This is a genomic window from Shinella sp. JR1-6, assembly GCF_004284735.1.
Classification (GTDB): Bacteria; Pseudomonadota; Alphaproteobacteria; order Rhizobiales; family Rhizobiaceae; genus Shinella.
This window is the reverse complement of record NZ_SHMI01000011.1, coordinates 19,710-37,480: the sequence shown is the minus strand read 5'-3', so window position 1 is coordinate 37,480 and position 17,771 is coordinate 19,710. Positions and strand designations below refer to the sequence as shown.

At 64.2% G+C, this 17,771-nt stretch carries 12 protein-coding genes and 1 riboswitch; of the genes, 7 read left to right on the top strand and 5 right to left on the bottom strand.

Features of this window, described 5'->3' with window-relative positions:
* Positions 1–674 precede the first annotated feature (674 nt).
* A complete protein-coding gene (locus EXZ48_RS19195) occupies positions 675–1,589 on the bottom strand; it encodes a DNA-binding response regulator (RefSeq protein ID WP_023512567.1) in 915 nt (304 codons plus the stop codon).
* The gene (locus EXZ48_RS19190) at positions 1,586–4,951 is read right to left on the bottom strand and encodes an ATP-binding protein (protein ID WP_050745713.1); all 3,366 of its coding nucleotides are present in this window, start codon (positions 4,949–4,951) and stop codon (positions 1,586–1,588) included. Before EXZ48_RS19190 ends, EXZ48_RS19195 begins: the two co-directional genes overlap by 4 nt.
* A 374-nt stretch (positions 4,952–5,325) precedes the next feature.
* Between EXZ48_RS19190 and urtA the strand changes: the two genes are divergently transcribed.
* From urtA to urtE, 5 genes are all read left to right on the top strand, one after another.
* Complete coding sequence (urtA, locus tag EXZ48_RS19185) at positions 5,326–6,618, top strand: urea ABC transporter substrate-binding protein (RefSeq protein ID WP_050745714.1); 1,293 nt, start codon at positions 5,326–5,328, stop codon at positions 6,616–6,618.
* Between the two features lie 277 nt (positions 6,619–6,895).
* On the top strand, positions 6,896–8,527 hold the full coding sequence (gene urtB / locus EXZ48_RS19180; protein WP_050745715.1) for an urea ABC transporter permease subunit UrtB: 1,632 nt from the start codon (positions 6,896–6,898) through the stop codon (positions 8,525–8,527).
* The gene (urtC, locus tag EXZ48_RS19175) at positions 8,524–9,687 is read left to right on the top strand and encodes an urea ABC transporter permease subunit UrtC (RefSeq protein ID WP_050745716.1); all 1,164 of its coding nucleotides are present in this window, start codon (positions 8,524–8,526) and stop codon (positions 9,685–9,687) included. Before urtB ends, urtC begins: the two co-directional genes overlap by 4 nt.
* 5 nt (positions 9,688–9,692) lie before the next feature.
* A complete protein-coding gene (gene urtD / locus EXZ48_RS19170; protein WP_050745717.1) occupies positions 9,693–10,457 on the top strand; it encodes an urea ABC transporter ATP-binding protein UrtD in 765 nt (254 codons plus the stop codon).
* Positions 10,458–10,812: 355 nt separating this feature from the next.
* Entirely contained in the window at positions 10,813–11,508 is a 696-nt protein-coding gene (gene urtE, locus EXZ48_RS19165) for an urea ABC transporter ATP-binding subunit UrtE (RefSeq protein ID WP_050745718.1), read from the top strand.
* Positions 11,509–11,727: 219 nt separating this feature from the next.
* Here the strand turns inward: urtE and EXZ48_RS19160 are convergent, their stop codons facing one another.
* A complete protein-coding gene (locus tag EXZ48_RS19160; RefSeq protein WP_050745719.1) occupies positions 11,728–12,624 on the bottom strand; it encodes a dihydrodipicolinate synthase family protein in 897 nt (298 codons plus the stop codon).
* Positions 12,625–12,646: 22 nt separating this feature from the next.
* The gene (locus tag EXZ48_RS19155) at positions 12,647–13,255 is read right to left on the bottom strand and encodes a LysE/ArgO family amino acid transporter (RefSeq protein WP_023512952.1); all 609 of its coding nucleotides are present in this window, start codon (positions 13,253–13,255) and stop codon (positions 12,647–12,649) included.
* A gap of 96 nt (positions 13,256–13,351) precedes the next feature.
* Here EXZ48_RS19155 and EXZ48_RS19150 point away from each other — a divergent pair, with 96 nt between their 5' ends.
* On the top strand, positions 13,352–14,248 hold the full coding sequence (locus EXZ48_RS19150; RefSeq protein WP_050746688.1) for a LysR family transcriptional regulator ArgP: 897 nt from the start codon (positions 13,352–13,354) through the stop codon (positions 14,246–14,248).
* A 158-nt stretch (positions 14,249–14,406) separates the two neighbouring features.
* On the opposite strand, the gene metE is transcribed toward EXZ48_RS19150, so the two are convergent.
* Entirely contained in the window at positions 14,407–16,758 is a 2,352-nt protein-coding gene (gene metE, locus EXZ48_RS19145; protein WP_050746689.1) for a 5-methyltetrahydropteroyltriglutamate--homocysteine S-methyltransferase, read from the bottom strand.
* 98 nt (positions 16,759–16,856) lie between these two features.
* A riboswitch (cobalamin riboswitch) is annotated at positions 16,857–17,071 on the bottom strand.
* 98 nt (positions 17,072–17,169) lie between these two features.
* Here metE and EXZ48_RS19140 point away from each other — a divergent pair.
* On the top strand, positions 17,170–17,502 hold the full coding sequence (locus tag EXZ48_RS19140) for a sugar-binding domain-containing protein (protein ID WP_245290284.1): 333 nt from the start codon (positions 17,170–17,172) through the stop codon (positions 17,500–17,502).
* The last annotated feature ends 269 nt before the right edge of the window (positions 17,503–17,771 follow it).

Sequence of the window (17,771 nt, the reverse complement as noted above, 5' to 3'; positions counted from 1 at the left end):
CATCTCGAGCGTCCGGTGTGTTTAGAGGACGGCATGGCAAGGCCGATGCAGCAGCTGAAAAGCCCGACAAGCCGCACGGAGAAAGGCCCAGAGCAATACGGATTTTACGGCGAACCCAAAGAAGGCCTTGCTGAAAATCAGCCACGGCGCGCAGATCGTGGCGTGGCACCCCAATGAAATGGACGCACACAGCCCATGGATCCTGCCGATCTCTCTCGCCTCCTCGCACTACTGGCACGGGGCTTTCCGGCGATCGTATTCTTCCGCAGGCTACGGACGAACGACAATGGAGCGGCATGGCGCTCTCTGTTGGGCATGGACGGAATGGCCGGTCGGTCGATCGCCGGTGTCTTTGTCAATGACGGACACAGTCCCCGAAGCGCCGACGAAAGCTGTGACGCTGGCCACAATCCTGTTTCTGCTGGGCTGGATTGCGCCCGCCGTCATCGCCCGTCTGCGCTGGGATGTTCCTCCCATATGGTCGGCGCTGGCTTGGGGACACACCTGCGCGGCGCGCGGCATCACGGCTGCAATCTGCCTTTGCGGGAGGCTCATGTTCGCAATGCCCCAAAGCGGCGGCGGCACCGCTCTCCACCGCATCGCCACCGGCCATCACGATCGTCCGGCCGTCGATCTCCGCCACCACGTTAGAAATTTGGATATTTCCGCACGCGTCAGACCTCGTGCAGCACATGTGCGGCCTTCACCGCCGCCGAGGCGCGGTTTTCGACGCCGAGTTTCACATAGATCTGTTCGAGATGTTTCGTGACCGTGCGGGCGCTGAGGCCGAGGATCTCGCCGATGTCGCGGTTCGACTTGCCCTTGGCGATCCATAGCAGCACCTCGGATTCGCGCTGGGTCACCCCGAAATGCTGGCGCAGCACCTCGTCCTCGGACAGCCGGTTCTCGGCCGTCAGGCGGAAGAGATATTCGTCCGCGCCGATCGCGCCGAGGAAGGCGAGTTGCAGGCTCGCCTGGCCCGTCTGGCGGATGGCGAACGTGTTTTCGCGCGCGGTGCCGCGGGTCTTCATCCAGGCGTTGATATGGCCGGAGACGGCGTCGAGGCCATCGTCGCTGCCGGTCGCGGCGTTGACGAGACGCGTCGCCTGCGGCGTCGACCAGCGGATCTTTCCCTCGCCGCTGACGGCGAGCAGGTGCCGGCCCGCGGCATCCAGCGCCACCCGGGCGCTCTGGGCGGAGCGGGCGTTGGAAAGATGCACGCGGATGCGGGCGCGCAGTTCGTCGATGTTGATCGGCTTCGTCAGATAGTCGACGCCGCCGGCCTCCAGCGCCCGCACCACATGCTCGGTCTCGGTAAGGCCGGTCATGAAGACGACGGGCACGGGGCTGACGGCGGGGTTCGCCTTCAGCTTCAGGCAGGTGTCGAACCCGTCGAGGCCGGGCATGACGGCGTCGAGCAGGATGATGTCGGGCGTGATGCGATCGACGATGTTGAGCGCCGCCATGCCCGAGGTGGCGATCAGCACGGAAAATCCGGATTGTTCCAGCGCCTCCGTCAGGAAGCCGAGCGCTTCGGGGGAATCGTCGACGAGGAGCACGATGTCGCGCGGGGTGGCGGCCTCGGTCACGGGCGGCGTCCTTTCTCCGGGTCCATGGTTTTGAGGAAGGCGTCGTATCCGGCAAGGTCGAAAACCTGCACATAGGCGCGCACCGCCTCGGCAAAGGGCTGGTGTTCGGCCACGCGGGCGATTTCGGCCAGTTTCGCCTCGATGCCCCTGATATAGCCGATCTCGCCGAGCCGGATCAGCTCGTCCACATGGTCCTTTTCGGGCATGACGATGCTGGCCTCCGCCGGTTCCTGCGCCTTCGCCTCGCCGTGATAGGTCCAGGCGAGGCCGAGATGGAGGGCGAGCGTGTCGGTGAGCTGGCGCAGGTCGAAGGGCTTGGCGAGCGTGTCGTTATGGCCCGTCCGGGAGGCCGAGCCGTCGCCGATATTGGCCGAGAGCATGACGATCGGCGCGGTCTGGCCGAGCGCGCGCAACCGCTCCACCAGTTCCCAGCCGTTCATGCCGGGCATGGAGATGTCGATGAGGAAGAGGTCCGGTTTCAGCCCCTCGACCAGATCAAGGCATTCCGCCCCGCCCTTCGCCGTCAGCACGGTGAAATCGAGCGGCCGCAGCACCTCTTCCATCAGGTTGCGGTGGTCGGCATTGTCGTCGACGACGAGGATGGTGCGGCGCGCGCCGGCATAGCCCTTGATGTGGCGCACCTTCGGCGCCGTGGGGCGATCGACGGCCGACAGCATCAGCCGCACGCGGAACGCCGTGCCCTTGCCGCGCTCGCTCGTCACCGAAATCTCGCCGCCGAGCGTCTGCGTCAAAAGCCGCGTGATGGTGAGGCCGAGGCCGAGGCCCGGCATGCGGCCATGTTCGGCATCTCCGCGCTGGAACGGTTCGAAGATGCGGGAAATGTCCTTTTCGAGGATGCCGCGGCCGCTATCGGCGACGGTGAAGGTGGCGACCTGGCTGCGATAGGCGACGTCGAGGCGGATTTCGCCGGCGTCGGTGAATTTCAGCGCGTTGGAGATGAGGTTGACGAGGATCTGGCGCAGGCGCTTCTCGTCGGTCCGCACATAGGCCGGCAGGTTTTTCGCGCGCTCGTGCGTGAAGGCGACGCCCTTGGCCTGAGCCTGCGGGCGGAACATTTCTATGATCTGGTCGAGGAAATCGTGGATGTTGATCTCGTTGGAATAGACCTGAAGTTTTCCCGCCTCGATCTTGGAAATGTCGAGCAGGCCGTCGATGAGGCCGGAGAGGTGGTCGGCGCTGCGCTTGATGACGCGGATCGCCCCCTGGCGCTGCGGCGGAATGCTCTCGTCGCGCTCCAGCACCTGGGCATAGCCGAGCACGGCGTTGAGCGGCGTGCGCAGTTCGTGGCTGAGGCCGACGACGTAGCGGCTCTTGGCACGGTTCGCCGCTTCCGCCGTTTCCTTCGCCTGCTGGAGCGCCGCGTCCGTCTTCTTGTGCGCGGCGATTTCCTTCAGGAGCAGCGTCGTCTGGCGGGAGGATTCCTCCTCGGCGACCACCCGGCTGTCATGCGCCAGCACGTAAAACCAGCAGACGACGCCGGCCACCACGGCGAAGACGAAGAAGACCACGGCGATGGTGCGCTCCACCACCGCCGCCGTCTCGGGCGAATGGGTGCCGACCTGATGGGCGATCATGGCGAGGATGACGCCCATGCCGGTGATCGAAAGCACTGTGGCGATGCCGTAGCGGCCGAGGCGGGTGGCGAGCGCCGATGTCACGGGTTCCGGCAGGATGGTTTTCGCGACACCTGCGACCTGTGCGTTGAAGCGCGCCTTCGGCTTGCAGAGGTCGTGGCAGCGGCTGTCGAGCGAACAGCACAGCGAGCAGATCGGCGCGGCATAGGCCGGGCACCAGGCCATGTCCTCGGGCTCGAAGGGGTGTTCGCAGATCGAGCAGGTGATGGTCTGCCGGAGCGCCCAACTCCTGCGCGGCTTTCGCGCGAGGTAATATTTGCCGCGCGTTGCCCAGGCGATCAGCGGCGAGGCGACGAAGGCGGCGAGCGCCGCGATATAGGGGGCGAGCGAGGCGGGGATTTCGCCGAACGTGCCGAAATGCGCGACAAGCGCGACGACGGCGGAAAAGCTCATCGCGCCGAGGCCGACCGGGTTGATGTCGTAGAGATGGGCGCGCTTGAATTCAATACCGGGTGGCGAAAGGCCGAGCGGCTTGTTGACGAAGAGATCGGCCGAAATGGTGCAGAGCCAGGCCATGGCGACGATGGAGAAGACGCCCAGCGTTTCCTCCAGCAGCCGGTAGATGCCGAGTTCCATCAGGAGCAGCGCGATCGCCACGTTGAAAACCAGCCAGACGACGCGGCCGGGATGGCTGTGCGTCAGGCGCGAGAAGAAGTTCGACCAGGCGAGCGAGCCGGCATAGGCGTTCATCACGTTGATCTTGAGCTGCGAGACCACCACGAAGGCGACCATCAATAGCAGCGCCGCCATGTCCCACGGCAGCATGTAGCCGAAGGCGGTGTAGTACATCTGCGCCGGATCGCCCGCCCGCGTGGAGGGCACGCCCGATGACAGTGCCAGAACGACGAGGAAGGAGCCGGCGACCAGTTTTGGCGCGCCGACGATGACCCAGCCCGAGCCGGCGAGGAACACGGCGATGCGGTGGTGCAGCTTCCTCTGCCCGTCCGGCGGCAGGAAACGCAGGAAGTCGACCTGTTCGCCGATCTGCGCCATCAGCGCGAAGATGACGGCCGAGGCCGCGCCGAATTCCACGAGGTTGAACGGTGCATAGGTGCCGGGCGGGCCGGAGGGGTGATGCAGGCCCGAATAGGCAAGCCATTCGCCGACCTTCTCGAAATCCGCAAAGGCGATGAAGACGAAAGGCAGGATGTTGAGCACGATCCAGAACGGCTGGGTGACGAGCTGGAAACGCGAAATGAGCTGGACGCCGTGCGTGACCAGCGGGATCACCACGACGGACGAGATGATGTAGCCGATCCACAAGGGGATGCCGAGCGCCAACTCCAGCGCGCCGGACATGATCGACGCCTCGATGGCGAAGAGGATGAAGGTGAAGCTCGCATAGATCAGTGAGGTCAGCGTCGAGCCGATATAGCCGAAACTCGCGCCGCGCGTCAGAAGGTCGATATCGACGCCGTGGCGGATGGCATAGCGGCTGATCGGCAGGCCGACGAGAAGGATCATCAGGCTGGCGACGAGAATGGCGACGAGCGCGTTCGTCGTGCCGTAGGACATGGTGATCGCGCCGCCGATTGCTTCCAGCGCGAGGAAGGAAATGGCGCCGATGGCGGTCTGCGAGATGCGGTCGGACGAGAACCGCCGCGCGCTCTTGGCGGTGAAACGCAGCGCATAGTCTTCCAGCGTCTGGTTGGCGACCCAGCGATTGTATTCGCGGCGGATCGGGATGATGCGCTGGCGTGCGGCCATGGGCTGCTGTCGTTCCCCTCGGTTGTTCGGAGGCCGTGTTCACCCGACCCTCACGTACGCATCTGGGCACACCCTCTCCCCACCCTCTGTCATCCTCGGGCTTGACCCGAGGATCCATACGGCACCCGGGGCTTGGATCCTCGGGTCAAGCCCGAGGATGACAGAGGGTGGGGCGGTGCGCCCGACACGCTCTTTCGTAACACACATGCAGCGCCCCCGAAATTCCTGCTGCGCTGCAAAAACTTCCCGCTTCTCCCTCCCGTATACGCAATATGACGTATGTGCAGCGCAGCATCCCCGTCCGATAGTTTCTTAAGCAACGGTAAAAAACCAATCCGCCCCGTTGCGGTCAAAAGAACAGAGGGGTTCAGACCATGTCCATCAAGGCGCGCGCCACCGGCGCACTGCTCGCAGCCATTCTCTCGACGACGGCCTTCCACGGCGCGTTCGCGGCCGACGACACGATCAAGGTCGGCATCCTGCATTCGCTTTCCGGCACCATGGCGATTTCCGAGACCACCCTCAAGGACGCCATGTTGATGCTCATCGAGGAGCAGAACAAGAAGGGCGGCCTTCTCGGCAAGAAGCTCGAAGCCGTCGTGGTCGATCCGGCCTCCGACTGGCCGCTCTTTGCCGAAAAGGCGCGCGAGCTGGTCTCGGTCAACAAGGTCTCGGCCGTCTTCGGCTGCTGGACCTCGGTATCGCGCAAGTCGGTCCTGCCGGTCTTCGAGGAGCTGAACTCCATCCTCTTCTACCCCGTCCAGTACGAGGGTGAAGAAAGCCAGCGCAACGTCTTCTACACGGGTGCCGCGCCGAACCAGCAGGCAATCCCGGCCGTCGATTACCTCGCCGAGAACGAAGGCGTCGAGCGCTGGGTTCTGGCCGGCACGGACTATGTCTATCCGCGCACGACGAACAAGATCCTCGAAGCCTACCTGATCTCCAAGGGCGTGAAGCCCGAGGACATCATGGTCAATTACACGCCGTTCGGTCACTCGGACTGGCAGACGATCGTCTCCGACATCAAGAAGTTCGGCTCGGCCGGCAAGAAGACGGCCGTCGTCTCCACCATCAACGGCGACGCCAACGTTCCCTTCTACAAGGAACTCGGCAACCAGGGCGTCAAGGCGGAAGACATTCCGGTCGTCGCCTTCTCGGTGGGTGAGGAAGAGCTCGCCGGCCTCGACACCGGTCCGCTCGTCGGCCATCTCGCCGCCTGGAACTACTTCCAGTCCGTCGACAACCCGGCGAATGCCGAATTTATCAAGACGTGGAAGGCCTTCACCAAGAACGACAAGCGCGTCACCAACGACCCGATGGAAGCCCACTACATCGGCTTCGCCATGTGGCTGAAGGCGGTGGAAAAGGCCGGCACGACCGATACGGACGCCGTGCTCGACGCGATGATCGGCGTCTCCGTGCCGAACCTGTCGGGCGGCTTCTCCACCATGATGCCGAACCACCACATCACCAAGCCCGTGCTGATCGGCGAAATCCAGGCCGACGGCCAGTTCGAGACCGTGTGGCAGACCTCCGGCCTTGTCGTCGGCGACGAATGGTCGGACTTCCTGCCCGACTCCAAGGACCTGATCGCCGATTGGCGCAAGCCCATGGAATGCGGCAACTTCAACGTCGCCACCGGCAAGTGCGGCGGCAAGGGCTCCTGATCTGATGGCTTGAGGGGAGTGCATGAAGCCCCTTTGCTAAACCCTTCGGGTCACCTTCCTGCCGGTGCGTGGTTTGCCCCTCACCCTAACCCTCTCCCCGCAAGCGGGGAGAGGGGACGTGCCCCGAAAAAGGGCGCGGATTGGGGAAGCGGTACGGCATATTCCCTTCTCCCCGCTTGCGGGGAGAAGGTGCCGGCAGGCGGATGAGGGGCCTGCCGACCAACCGCCATCCCGCCACTCGGAATGGCCACATCACCCAACGCTTCGAGGCCATGAGATGCACATGCGGCTCATCCATCGTTTCCTGCAATGCCTGCTCATCGCCGTCTGCGTGATGGTGACGCTGCTCGCCACCGACCTTCGCGCGGCAGACGACCTGCGCAGCATGGTCAATGCGCTCGGCGGCGGCAATTTCCAGGAAAACCGGAAACAGGTCGAAGCGCTGGCGAAGACCGGCGATCCCAAGATCGTGCCCGCCCTCGAAGCGCTCGCCGAAGGTGATCTCTATCAGCGCAAGGCCGACGGCACCGTCTTCATCGTCAAGCCGGCCGGCGCCAATTTCGCGCTGATCGACGCCCTGACGGGCGATGCGGCGGGCGAGGAAGCCAAGGCCGCGCTCGAAAAGGTCAAGGTCAACAACGGGCTGCGCCGGGTGATCCGTGCCGCGCTCGGCGGCCTGACGCTGATGAGCCCCGACACGTCCGTGCGCCTTCAGGCGGCCAGCACCATTCTGCGCACGCCATCCGCCGATGCGCTCGAAGGGCTGGACGCGGCGCTTGCCGCGGAAACCGACGGTGCGGTCAAGGCCGTGCTCGAAAAGGCCCGCGCCGCCGCCATCCTGGTGTCAGATCGCCCGGTGGAGGAGAAGAAGGCCGCCGTCGCGACGGTCGTCCAGACCGGCGGGCGGGACTCGCTGTCGCTGCTCTCCGGGGCGCTCGCCTCCGCCGATGAAAGCCTGCGCCCCGATATCGAGGCCGGCATCCGAGAGATCGAGGACCAGCTTGAGCTCTGGGCCGGCGCGCAAAACATCTGGTACGGCCTGTCGCTCGGCTCGGTGCTGCTGCTCGCGGCGATCGGCCTTGCCATCACCTTCGGCGTGATGGGCATCATCAACATGGCGCATGGCGAGATGGTCATGCTCGGCGCCTACACCACCTTCGTGGTGCAGGCCTATATCCGCGCCGCCTGGCCGGGCCTGTTCGAATGGTCGCTGGCCATCGCGCTGCCGCTCGCCTTCCTCGTCACCGGCGCCGTCGGCCTCGTCATGGAGCGCGGCATCATCCGCTTCCTCTATGGAAGGCCGCTCGAAACGCTGCTCGCCACCTGGGGCGTCTCGCTGATCCTGCAACAGGCCGTGCGCTCGATCTTCGGCCCGACCAACCAGGAGGTCGGCAACCCGTCCTGGATGTCCGGCGCCTTCGAGCTCGGCGGCCTCACGGTCACCTGGAACCGCATGTGGATCATCCTCTTTGCGCTCGCCGTCTTCGCCTTCCTGCTCTTCCTCCTGAAGAAGACGCCGATGGGCCTTCAGATGCGCGCCGTCACGCAGAACCGCCGCATGGCCTCGTCCATGGGCATCCGCACGCCCTGGGTCGATGCGCTGACCTTTGCCCTGGGGTCGGGCATTGCCGGCATTGCCGGCGTCGCGCTCTCGCAGATCGACAACGTCTCGCCGAACCTCGGCCAGGGCTACATCATCGACAGCTTCATGGTCGTGGTGTTCGGCGGCGTCGGCAATCTCTGGGGCACGCTGGTCGGCGCCTTCACGCTCGGCATCCTCAACAAGTTCCTGGAACCCTATGCCGGCGCGGTGCTGGGTAAAATCCTCGTGCTCGTGCTGATCATCCTCTTCATCCAGAAGCGGCCGCGCGGGCTCTTCGCACTCAAAGGCAGGGCGGTGGAAGCATGATCACCTCGTTTCTCGCAAAAGCCCTCGGGCGCAACATCGTCATCACGGTCGCGATCCTGCTGGTCCTCGCCGCCCTCGTGCCAGCGCTGAACCTGCTGACCGCGCCGGACCACCCGCTGCACGTCCCGACCTACATCGTCTCGCTGTTCGGCAAATACCTCACCTACGCCCTCTTGGCGCTGGCGCTCGATCTCGTCTGGGGTTTCTGCGGCATCCTCTCACTCGGACACGCCGCCTTCTTCGCGCTCGGCGGCTATGCCATGGGCATGTACCTGATGCGCCAGATCGGCGCGCGCGGCTCCTACGGCAATCCGCTGCTGCCGGATTTCATGGTCTTCCTCAACTGGAAGGAACTGCCCTGGTTCTGGTACGGTTTCGACATGTTCTGGTTCGCCGCGCTGATGGCGATCCTCGTGCCCGGCCTGCTCGCCTTCGTCTTCGGCTGGTTCGCCTTCCGCTCGCGCGTCAATGGCGTCTACCTGTCGATCATCACCCAGGCGATGACCTTCGCCTTGCTGCTCGCATTCTTCCGCAACGACATGGGTTTCGGCGGCAACAACGGCCTCACCGACTTCAAGGACATTTTAGGCTTCAACATCCAGTCGAACGGCACGCGCTCGGCGCTCTTCGCCGCCTCCGCCATCGCGCTCGCCCTCTCGCTCATCATCACCTCGGGCATCGTGCGCTCGAAATATGGAACAATCCTCGTCGGCGTGCGCGATGCAGAAAGCCGCACGCGCTTTCTCGGCTACCGCGTCGAGCACATGAAGCTCTTCGCCTTCGTGGTCTCCGCCATGATGGCGGGCGTCGCGGGTGCGCTCTATGTGCCGCAGGTCGGCATCATCAATCCGGGTGAGTTCGACCCGGCCAATTCCATCGAGGTCGTCATCTGGACGGCGGTCGGCGGGCGCGGCACGCTGATCGGCCCGATCGTCGGCGCCATCCTCGTCAATGGGGGAAAAAGCATCTTCACCGCCGCCTTCCCGGAATTCTGGCTGTTTGCGCTCGGCGGGCTCTTCGTGCTCGTCACGCTGTTCCTGCCCAAGGGCATCGTCGGCACCGCGCGGCAGTTTGTCGAGCGGCGCAGGGACTATCGCAAGGCGAAAGCCGTCGAAGAGGCGCGCACCTTTGCGGCGGCAGAACCCCAGGCGGCGGAGTAATCGGCATGAACACGCTCGCAAGCAATGCAAAGCCCACCAGCATCCTCTATCTCGACGGCGTCTCCGTCTCCTTCGACGGCTTCAGGGCGCTGAACTCGCTGTCCTTCGTCATCGAGCCCGGCGAGCTACGCGCCATCATCGGCCCGAACGGTGCGGGCAAGACCACCATGATGGACATCATCACCGGCAAGACGCGGCCGGATTCCGGCGAAGTCTTCTTCAAGGGCGTAATCGACCTCACCCAGAAGGACGAGGCCGAGATCGCCCAGCTCGGCATCGGCCGAAAATTCCAGAAGCCGACGGTCTTCGAGAGCCACACCGTCTGGGACAATCTGGAACTGGCGCTGAACCGCAAGCGTGGCGTCTTCTCCACGCTGTTCTATCGCCTGACCGCCGAGGACAAGGCACGCATCGAGGAAATCCTCTCGACCGTGCGCCTGATGAACCGCAAGGACGACTTTGCGGCCAACCTCAGCCACGGCCAGAAACAATGGCTGGAGATCGGCATGCTGCTGGCGCAGGAGCCGGAACTGCTGCTGGTCGACGAACCCGTCGCCGGCATGACGGACGCCGAGACGGCGGAGACGGCGATCCTGCTGAAGGAAATCGCCAAGACGCGCTCGGTCGTCGTCGTCGAGCACGACATGGGCTTCATCCGCGATCTCGGCGTGAAGGTGACCTGCCTTGCGGAAGGCTCGGTTCTGGCGGAAGGCTCGATCGATTTCGTCAGCGCCGACCAGAAGGTCATCGAGAACTATCTGGGGAGGTGAGGATGTATTCGGTGTTTCTTTCGCTGGAGCAGGTTGCTTGGGCACCCCCCTCTGCCCTGCCGGTCTCCCCCGCAAGAGGAGGGCGATCGCCTATGGCGAGAAACCGTTGCTACATCCCCTTCTCCCCAGCGGGGAAAAGGTGCCGGCAGGCGGATGAGGGGGATGCCGAAGGCAAAAAAGCGGAAGACTCCTTCCGTATCAACCTCTCATCCGACCCTTCGGACCACCTTCTCCCCGCTGGGGAGAAGGGGAAAACGGCTACGTCGAATTCCGTATGCGACAGCCTTCCCCTTGCGGGGGAGACCGGCAAGGCAGAGGGAGATGACACGGCCTCCACCACAAAAGGAGCCGACGCATGCTGACCGTCGAAAAAGCCAACCTCCACTACGGTGCCGCCCAGGCACTGCGCGGCATCTCGCTCGCCGCCGAGATGGGCAAGATCACCTGCGTGCTCGGCCGCAACGGTGTCGGCAAATCCAGCCTCTTGCGTGCCATCACCGGCCAGCACCCGCTCTCCGCCGGCACCGTCACGTTCAACGACGTGAAGCTCGACGGCATGGCGCCCTACAACCGCGCCAAGCACGGCATCGGCTATGTGCCGCAGGGGCGAGAAATCTTCCCGCTGCTGTCAGTCAAGGAAAACCTCGAATCCGGCTATGCTCCCGTGAAGCGCTCGGAGCGTTTCATCCCGAACGAGATCTTCAGCCTGTTCCCGGTACTGCAATCCATGCTCGGCCGGCGCGGCGGCGATCTCTCGGGCGGCCAACAGCAGCAGCTCGCCATCGGCCGGGCGCTGGTGACGCGCCCAAAAATCCTCGTGCTGGACGAGCCGACCGAGGGCATCCAGCCGTCGATCATCAAGGATATCGGCCGGGCGATCAAATATCTGCGCGATTCCACCGGCATGGCCATCCTGCTGGTCGAGCAATACCTCGATTTCTGCCGCGAGCTTGCCGACCACGTCTACATCATGGACCGCGGCGAGATCGTGCACCAGGGCGCGGCCGAGACGCTCGACACGCAAGAAGCCCGCCGCCACCTGACGGTGTGAGAACACGGTCGCCGCTCAGGCCACGCGGATTGCCAAAGCGTATGGCGCAAGCCGGGCGCGCATGCCCGACAGCCAGCACAGGGGGGAATGCGTGCCGCTACGGGCTTGCCGCAACGGGTCTCGTCTTCGCGGGCCGTATCAGGACGATCACGCTGGCGATGACGCGAACGAAGCCAAGGCATGCCGTCTGGCACATGGTTCAGCGCCGATCGAAGGGTGTCAGATCCTGAGACCGAGGCTTTCAAGCGCCGCTTTCACCCGCGGCATGTCATCGGGACCGAGTGGCAGGATCGGGCGCGGCGGCGTGACGCAGCAAAGGCCGAGAAGATCGGCGATGGCATACATGACACGGAAGCTGCCGAACTCCCTGAAAAGCACCCAGAGCGGCTGGAAAAAACCGTCACGGTGCTCCGTGTCGGCCCGGTCACCGGCCATCGCGGCGCGGGTGAGCGCAAGGGCTTCGGCGGGAAGCAGGCCGGCCGAGACGCTGTACCAGGCATCGCCGCCGGAAAGCAGCGATTGCGCCGCGCCCCAATCCCCACTGTAGCCGATGGAGAAATCCTTCGGCGTCAGGACGCGCAGCCGGGCGAGTTCCGCGCAGAAATCACCGTCCGCCGGCAGCGGCATCTTGACGGCAACAATATCAGGCAATCGTGCAAGTCGTGCGATCAGGCCTTCGCCGAAGACGAAGCGGGTGGTGCCGGGATTGTTGTAAATGCAGAGCGGCAGGCCACCCGCCGTCGCAACCGCGGCCATGTGCTGGAAAACCTCCTCCTCCGTCAGGGGCGTGTAGGACATGGGGGCGAGCAGCAGGCCATCGGCCCCGGCCGACTTTGCGTCACGGGCGAGCGCCTCGGCCTCGTCGGTGCGCAGCGCGCCGACGCCGACGATGAGCGGGATCCTCCCGCCGACGCTCTTCATCGCCGCATCGACAGCCCGGCGCCGCTCGTCGCGCGACAGGAAGGCATAGCCGCCGGTGCTGCCGAGAAGGCCAACGGAATCAGCACCCGCAGCCTGGATGCGCTGGAGCAGACCGGCAAGCGCGACCGTATCAACACGGCCGGCCGTATCTGTCGGCGTGATGGAAAAGGCCGAAAGGCCGCGAAAAATAGTCATGGCTCCCCCTCTGTGCTGCCGATCATAGACCGCTGGCGAGCTTGAAGGCGATCAGCCACATTGTCACCGCGACAATCCCCTCCAGCACCCGCCAGGCGGCTGGATTGGCAAAGACCGGCCGCAGCTTCGTCGCACCATAGCCAAGCGAGAAGAAGAACAGAAACGAGGCCGTCACTGCGCCAGCGGCGAAAGAGGATTCCAGGCCGGGAAAGCGCGTCGAGATCGTGCCCAACAATACGACCGTGTCGAGGTAGACATGCGGATTGAGCCAGGTGAGCGCAAGGCAGGTGAGAAGCGCCTTGCCGAGGCCGGCAGCCTTCCCCTCCCCCGCCGAGAGCGCGCCGGAGGAGCGAAAAGCGGAACAGAGGTTTTTTGCGCCATACCAGACGAGGAACGCAGCGCCGCCATAGCGCATCACCGGCTCGAGCCAGGGAAGCACCGCGGCGATCTGCCGGAAGCTGGTGATGCCGATGAGGATCAGTATCGCGTCGGACAGGGCGCAGGTAAGGCAGATGGCGAAGACATGCTCGTTGCGCAGCCCCTGCCGCAACACGAAGGCGTTCTGCGCGCCGATGGCGAGGATCAGGCTGAGGCCCATGGAAAGGCCGGTGACATAGACGGAAAAGCTCATGCGCGGCGGTGCCCCCTCTTCGCTATGTCCCCCATAGCGCCGCAAGATTATTTAGTATAATTAATGCTTCTTACTCCAATTAAGGAAAACTAACTCGTGTTCGACTATTCCGCTCTCCGCGCCGTCGCTGCCGTGGTGCAGTCGGGTAGCTTCGAAAAGGCGGCCGGCCTTCTGGGCGTGACACCCTCCGCCGTCTCCCAGCGCGTCAAGCAGCTGGAAGAACGGCTCGGCACCGTGCTGATCGCGCGCGGCAACCCGTGCACCGCGACGGATACGGGCGAATGGCTCTGCCGGCACATGGAGAATGTCGGCATGCTGGAAAGCGAGCTGCTGCACCAGTTGCCGGCCCTCGCCCCGCCCGACGAAACCCGCAAGGCCGTCACACTGCACATTGCAACCAATGCCGACAGCCTCGCGACGTGGTTCCTCACAGCCATAGCGAACTTCTCGAAGGATGCGCCCTATCTGCTGAATGTCGCGATCGACGACGAAGATCACACCGCCGAATGGCTGCAGCGCGGCCGCGTTCTGGCAGCGGTCACCAGCCTTGAGAAACCGGTGCAGGGCTGTCGCCGCCTGTCGCTTGGCACGCTGCGCTACCATGCGACGGCGAGCCCGGACTTCATGGAGCGGCACTTCCCGGCAGGCGTCACGGTCGAGGCGCTGATGCGCGCGCCGTCGCTCGTCTTCAACCAGAAGGACCGCCTGCAGAACCGCTGGGTCCGCCAGGTCTTCGGGCAGGACCTCGCCTGCCCGGCGCATTGGCTGCCTTCAACGCAGGGCTTCATTGATGCGAGCCTTGCCGGCCTGGGGTGGGGTATGAACCCCGAACCGCTCGCTGAAGCGCATCTGAAGACGGGGCGGCTGGTGGCACTGCGCCCACAGACCCCCCTCGACATTCCGCTCTCCTGGCAGATAAACCGCCTCGCCGCGGATCGGCTGGCCGGTCTCACCCGGGAGGTGACGGCGATTGCCCGGCGTTTCCTCTTGTGACAGGAAGGCAAGCATCCTCCTGAGCCACCGAAACTGCGCGCAAGCCGTCGTGCTCGTTGCTCCGGCCAGCAATACAATTCGCCGGCAGCGGCCAGTGCGACCACGCGGCCCCGCAGACGCCGGGATTGCTCCCGGCATCGTCGATCGGCGCGTGGTGCTCACCGCCCCGAGGCCGCCGCAGCGCGCGACCCGCGCAGCTGCCGCGCCGCTTCCACCATGTTCAGGAGCGCCGGCTTTACCTCTTCCCATTTGCGGGTCTTGAGGCCGCAATCGGGATTGACCCAGATCTGGCGATCCTCAAGACGCTCCCGCGCCAGTGTGATGAGGTCTGCCATCTCCTTGACGTCGGGCACGCGCGGCGAATGGATGTCGTAGACACCGGGGCCGATCTCGTTCGGATACTTGAAGCTCCGGAAGGCATCGAGCAGCTCCATCCTGGAACGGGACGTCTCGATGGAGATAACGTCGGCATCCATCGCCGCAATGGCCGCGATGATGTCGTTGAACTCCGAATAGCACATATGGGTATGGATCTGGGTTTCGTCCGCGACGCCCGCCGAAGAAAGGCGGAAGGATTCGATCGCCCAGTCCAGATAGTGCCGCCAGTCCCTGTGGCGCAACGGCAGGCCCTCACGAAGCGCAGCCTCGTCGATCTGGATCAGCTTCGCACCAGCCCTTTCGAGATCCAGAACCTCGTCGCGGATGGCGAGCGCAATCTGCCGGCAAACCGTGCTGCGCGCAACGTCGTCCCGCACGAAGGACCAGTTGAGGATCGTCACCGGCCCCGTCAGCATGCCCTTCACCGGCTTTTCGGTGAGCGACTGGGCGTGACGCCACGACCGTACCGTCATCGGGTTGGGGCGGGAGACGTCGCCGAAAATGATCGGTGGGCGCACATAGCGCGATCCGTAGCTCTGCACCCAGGCGCACTGCGTGAAGGCGAAACCGGAGAGCTGCTCGCCGAAATATTGCACCATGTCGTTGCGCTCGAACTCGCCGTGAACGAGCACATCGAGGCCGATCTCCTCCTGCCAGCGGATGGCGTCCTCGGTCTGCTTCTGCAGGAATGCCTCGTAGTCCTTATAGCTGAGGGTACCTTTGGCATGCGCCGACCGCGCCTTGCGAACCTCGCCGGTCTGCGGGAACGAACCGATCGTCGTCGTCGGAAACAGCGGCAGCCCGATCGCCGCCGCCTGCAGGCGCCGCCGATCCTCGAAGGCATTCATACGCTTCTTCATTCCCCCGTCGATACCGGCCATGCGGCCCTGGACGAGGGGATCAGTCACCTTCGGCGAGGAGGCCCGGGCGGTGATCGCCTGCGTGGCATCGTCGACGGCTTGCCGGACGGCATCCTTGCCCGCGGCCAGGCCCCTGCCGAGGATCGCGAGTTCATCCAGCTTCTGGGTCGCGAAGGACAACCAGGCTTTCAGATCCTCGTCGAGTGCCGTCTCCAGGGAGAGGTCGACAGGGACATGCAGCAATGCGCACGACGCGGCGACCTCGATGGCATCGACCCCGCGCGCGGCAACGACCGGTGCCAACCGCTCCAGAAGGGTGGCAAGGTCTGCACGCCAGATGTTGCGGCCGTCGACGACGCCGAGCGATAGGGTCTGATCGGGACGCATAGCCGCTGCAACCGCATCAAGCTGTTCCGGAGCGCGCACCAGATCGACATGGAGGCCGGCGACCGGAAGCGCGGCCGCGGCATCGAGATTGTCGCCCAACGACCCGAAATAGGTGGTGAGCATGATCTTCAGCTCAGGAACGGCCGCCGCGAAGGCCGCGTACGCCACCTTGAAGGCATGGCGCTCGCCTTCGGTCAGGTCAAGGGCGAGGACCGGTTCGTCCACCTGCACCCAGTCCGCACCGGCGGCGTGCAACCGGCGGAACAACGCTTCATAGACCGGCAGCAGCCTTGTCAGAAGATCGAGCGGCTTGAAGGTCGCGGGACGAGCCTTGGCAAGTTTCAGAAACGTGACCGGTCCAAGCACGACCGGACGCGTATGGATGCCAAGCGTCTTGGCCTCCAGGAAATGATCGACCGGCTTCTGCCCGGTCAGCGTGAAGACCTGATCCTCGCAAACCTCCGGCACCATGTAGTGGTAGTTGGTATCGAACCACTTGGTCATTTCGAGCGCGGGAACGCCGTGGCCGTGATGGGCATGGCCGCAACCGGCGTGCCTCCCCTCCTGGCTGCCGCGCGCCATGGCGAAAGAGACGGACAGCGGCACGTCGCCGCCCTCCCAGCCATAATCCGCCGGGATTGCGCCGACCATGACCGCGGTATCGAGCACATGGTCGTAGAAGGAGAAGTCGTTCGAGGGGATTTTGGTGATCCCGCGATCGCGCTGGAGCATCCAGGCTTCCGCCCGCAGCGTCTTCGCAGTTTCAAGAAGATCGTCTTCGGTGATCCTGCCGGACCAGAAACCTTCGAGCGCGAACTTCAATTCGCGGTGGCGGCCGATGCGCGGAAAGCCGAGAGAGCCGACCGAGAGAGTTTTGTTGGACATTGTCATACCCCATTGGTTGGTGGGGGCATGGGTAAGCGGACGCGTGCGGCCATCCCCGTCAAAGACGGACCGCAGCAACCACCGGGACACCCCGCCCGTGGACGTTGTTTCGTCTTGGCAGGTCTCCTGGCTCACGGGTCGTCACTGCTGTCCGTCTTCCCAAGGCAGGCGCCTCAGTGACATCCTGGACAGCGGCTCACCGCTTACAGTTGCGGGGGCAGCCCCGGCATTGCCGAATGATCGGCGCACCGGATTCCCTCTTAGCCCTGGAGAGGCAGAGCCGCTCCAGGGAACCACGACATCAGGACTTCATGGTATCCGGGCCGGATTGTCAATAGACATAAAGAAATACTTATGCCTTTATGTATTTTTTATCACCCTGGAACTGCCCGCCCCCCCGAGGGCCTGAGCGTGGTGCAAGTCACCGGCGCATCTGCGGGAAACCGGGAACTTTCCGCGGAATTCTGCGCGGCCATCATGGTGCAATCTCGGCGCCGCCGCGGTCTTGATTTGCCGCTTCATCGACGGCGAGGACGGCAGAATACCGACGATTTCGACAACCGCGTCATCGGCATCGAACTCGACGATCTGCTCAGCCTCCCGCGGCGACTGTGCGTGGCCGGCGACGCCAACAAGACGGATGCTATCCGTGCCGTGCTCAAGGGCGGCCATGCCACCCATCTCGTCACCGACATGGCATCCACCGAGCAGTTGCGTCAGGATCAGGCACCCGACGAGTGGTGACAAGCACCAAGCACGGATAGCAGCCGTGCTGGGGTCGCCCCACCTCAGCGCCGCCTGGTGCGCTCGCCTGCCTTGACAGAGATCCCCTCAAAAGGATCAGCAAACCCTAGCGCGCCACCCAGACGACACGTCATGGCACTCCGCTAATTTCCGATTCGGCAACAAATCGTACGCCAAGGACCATATCCGGGTCATTTTCGGAAAAATTCACCCTATGCGGCTGAAATATTCTTGACACAATTCCGTTTCGGAAATTTACTGCTCAAAAC

Bases quoted from the DNA above. Each gene is read 5' to 3' on its own strand.
- EXZ48_RS19190 (WP_050745713.1), bottom strand. From the start codon at position 4,951: ATGGCCGCACGCCAGCGCATCATCCCGATCCGCCGCGAATACAATCGC.
- urtA (WP_050745714.1), top strand. From the start codon at position 5,326: ATGTCCATCAAGGCGCGCGCCACCGGCGCACTGCTCGCAGCCATTCTC.
- urtB (WP_050745715.1), top strand. From the start codon at position 6,896: ATGCACATGCGGCTCATCCATCGTTTCCTGCAATGCCTGCTCATCGCC.
- urtC (WP_050745716.1), top strand. From the start codon at position 8,524: ATGATCACCTCGTTTCTCGCAAAAGCCCTCGGGCGCAACATCGTCATC.
- urtD (WP_050745717.1), top strand. From the start codon at position 9,693: ATGAACACGCTCGCAAGCAATGCAAAGCCCACCAGCATCCTCTATCTC.
- urtE (WP_050745718.1), top strand. From the start codon at position 10,813: ATGCTGACCGTCGAAAAAGCCAACCTCCACTACGGTGCCGCCCAGGCA.
- EXZ48_RS19160 (WP_050745719.1), bottom strand. From the start codon at position 12,624: ATGACTATTTTTCGCGGCCTTTCGGCCTTTTCCATCACGCCGACAGAT.
- EXZ48_RS19155 (WP_023512952.1), bottom strand. From the start codon at position 13,255: ATGAGCTTTTCCGTCTATGTCACCGGCCTTTCCATGGGCCTCAGCCTG.
- metE (WP_050746689.1), bottom strand. From the start codon at position 16,758: ATGTCCAACAAAACTCTCTCGGTCGGCTCTCTCGGCTTTCCGCGCATC.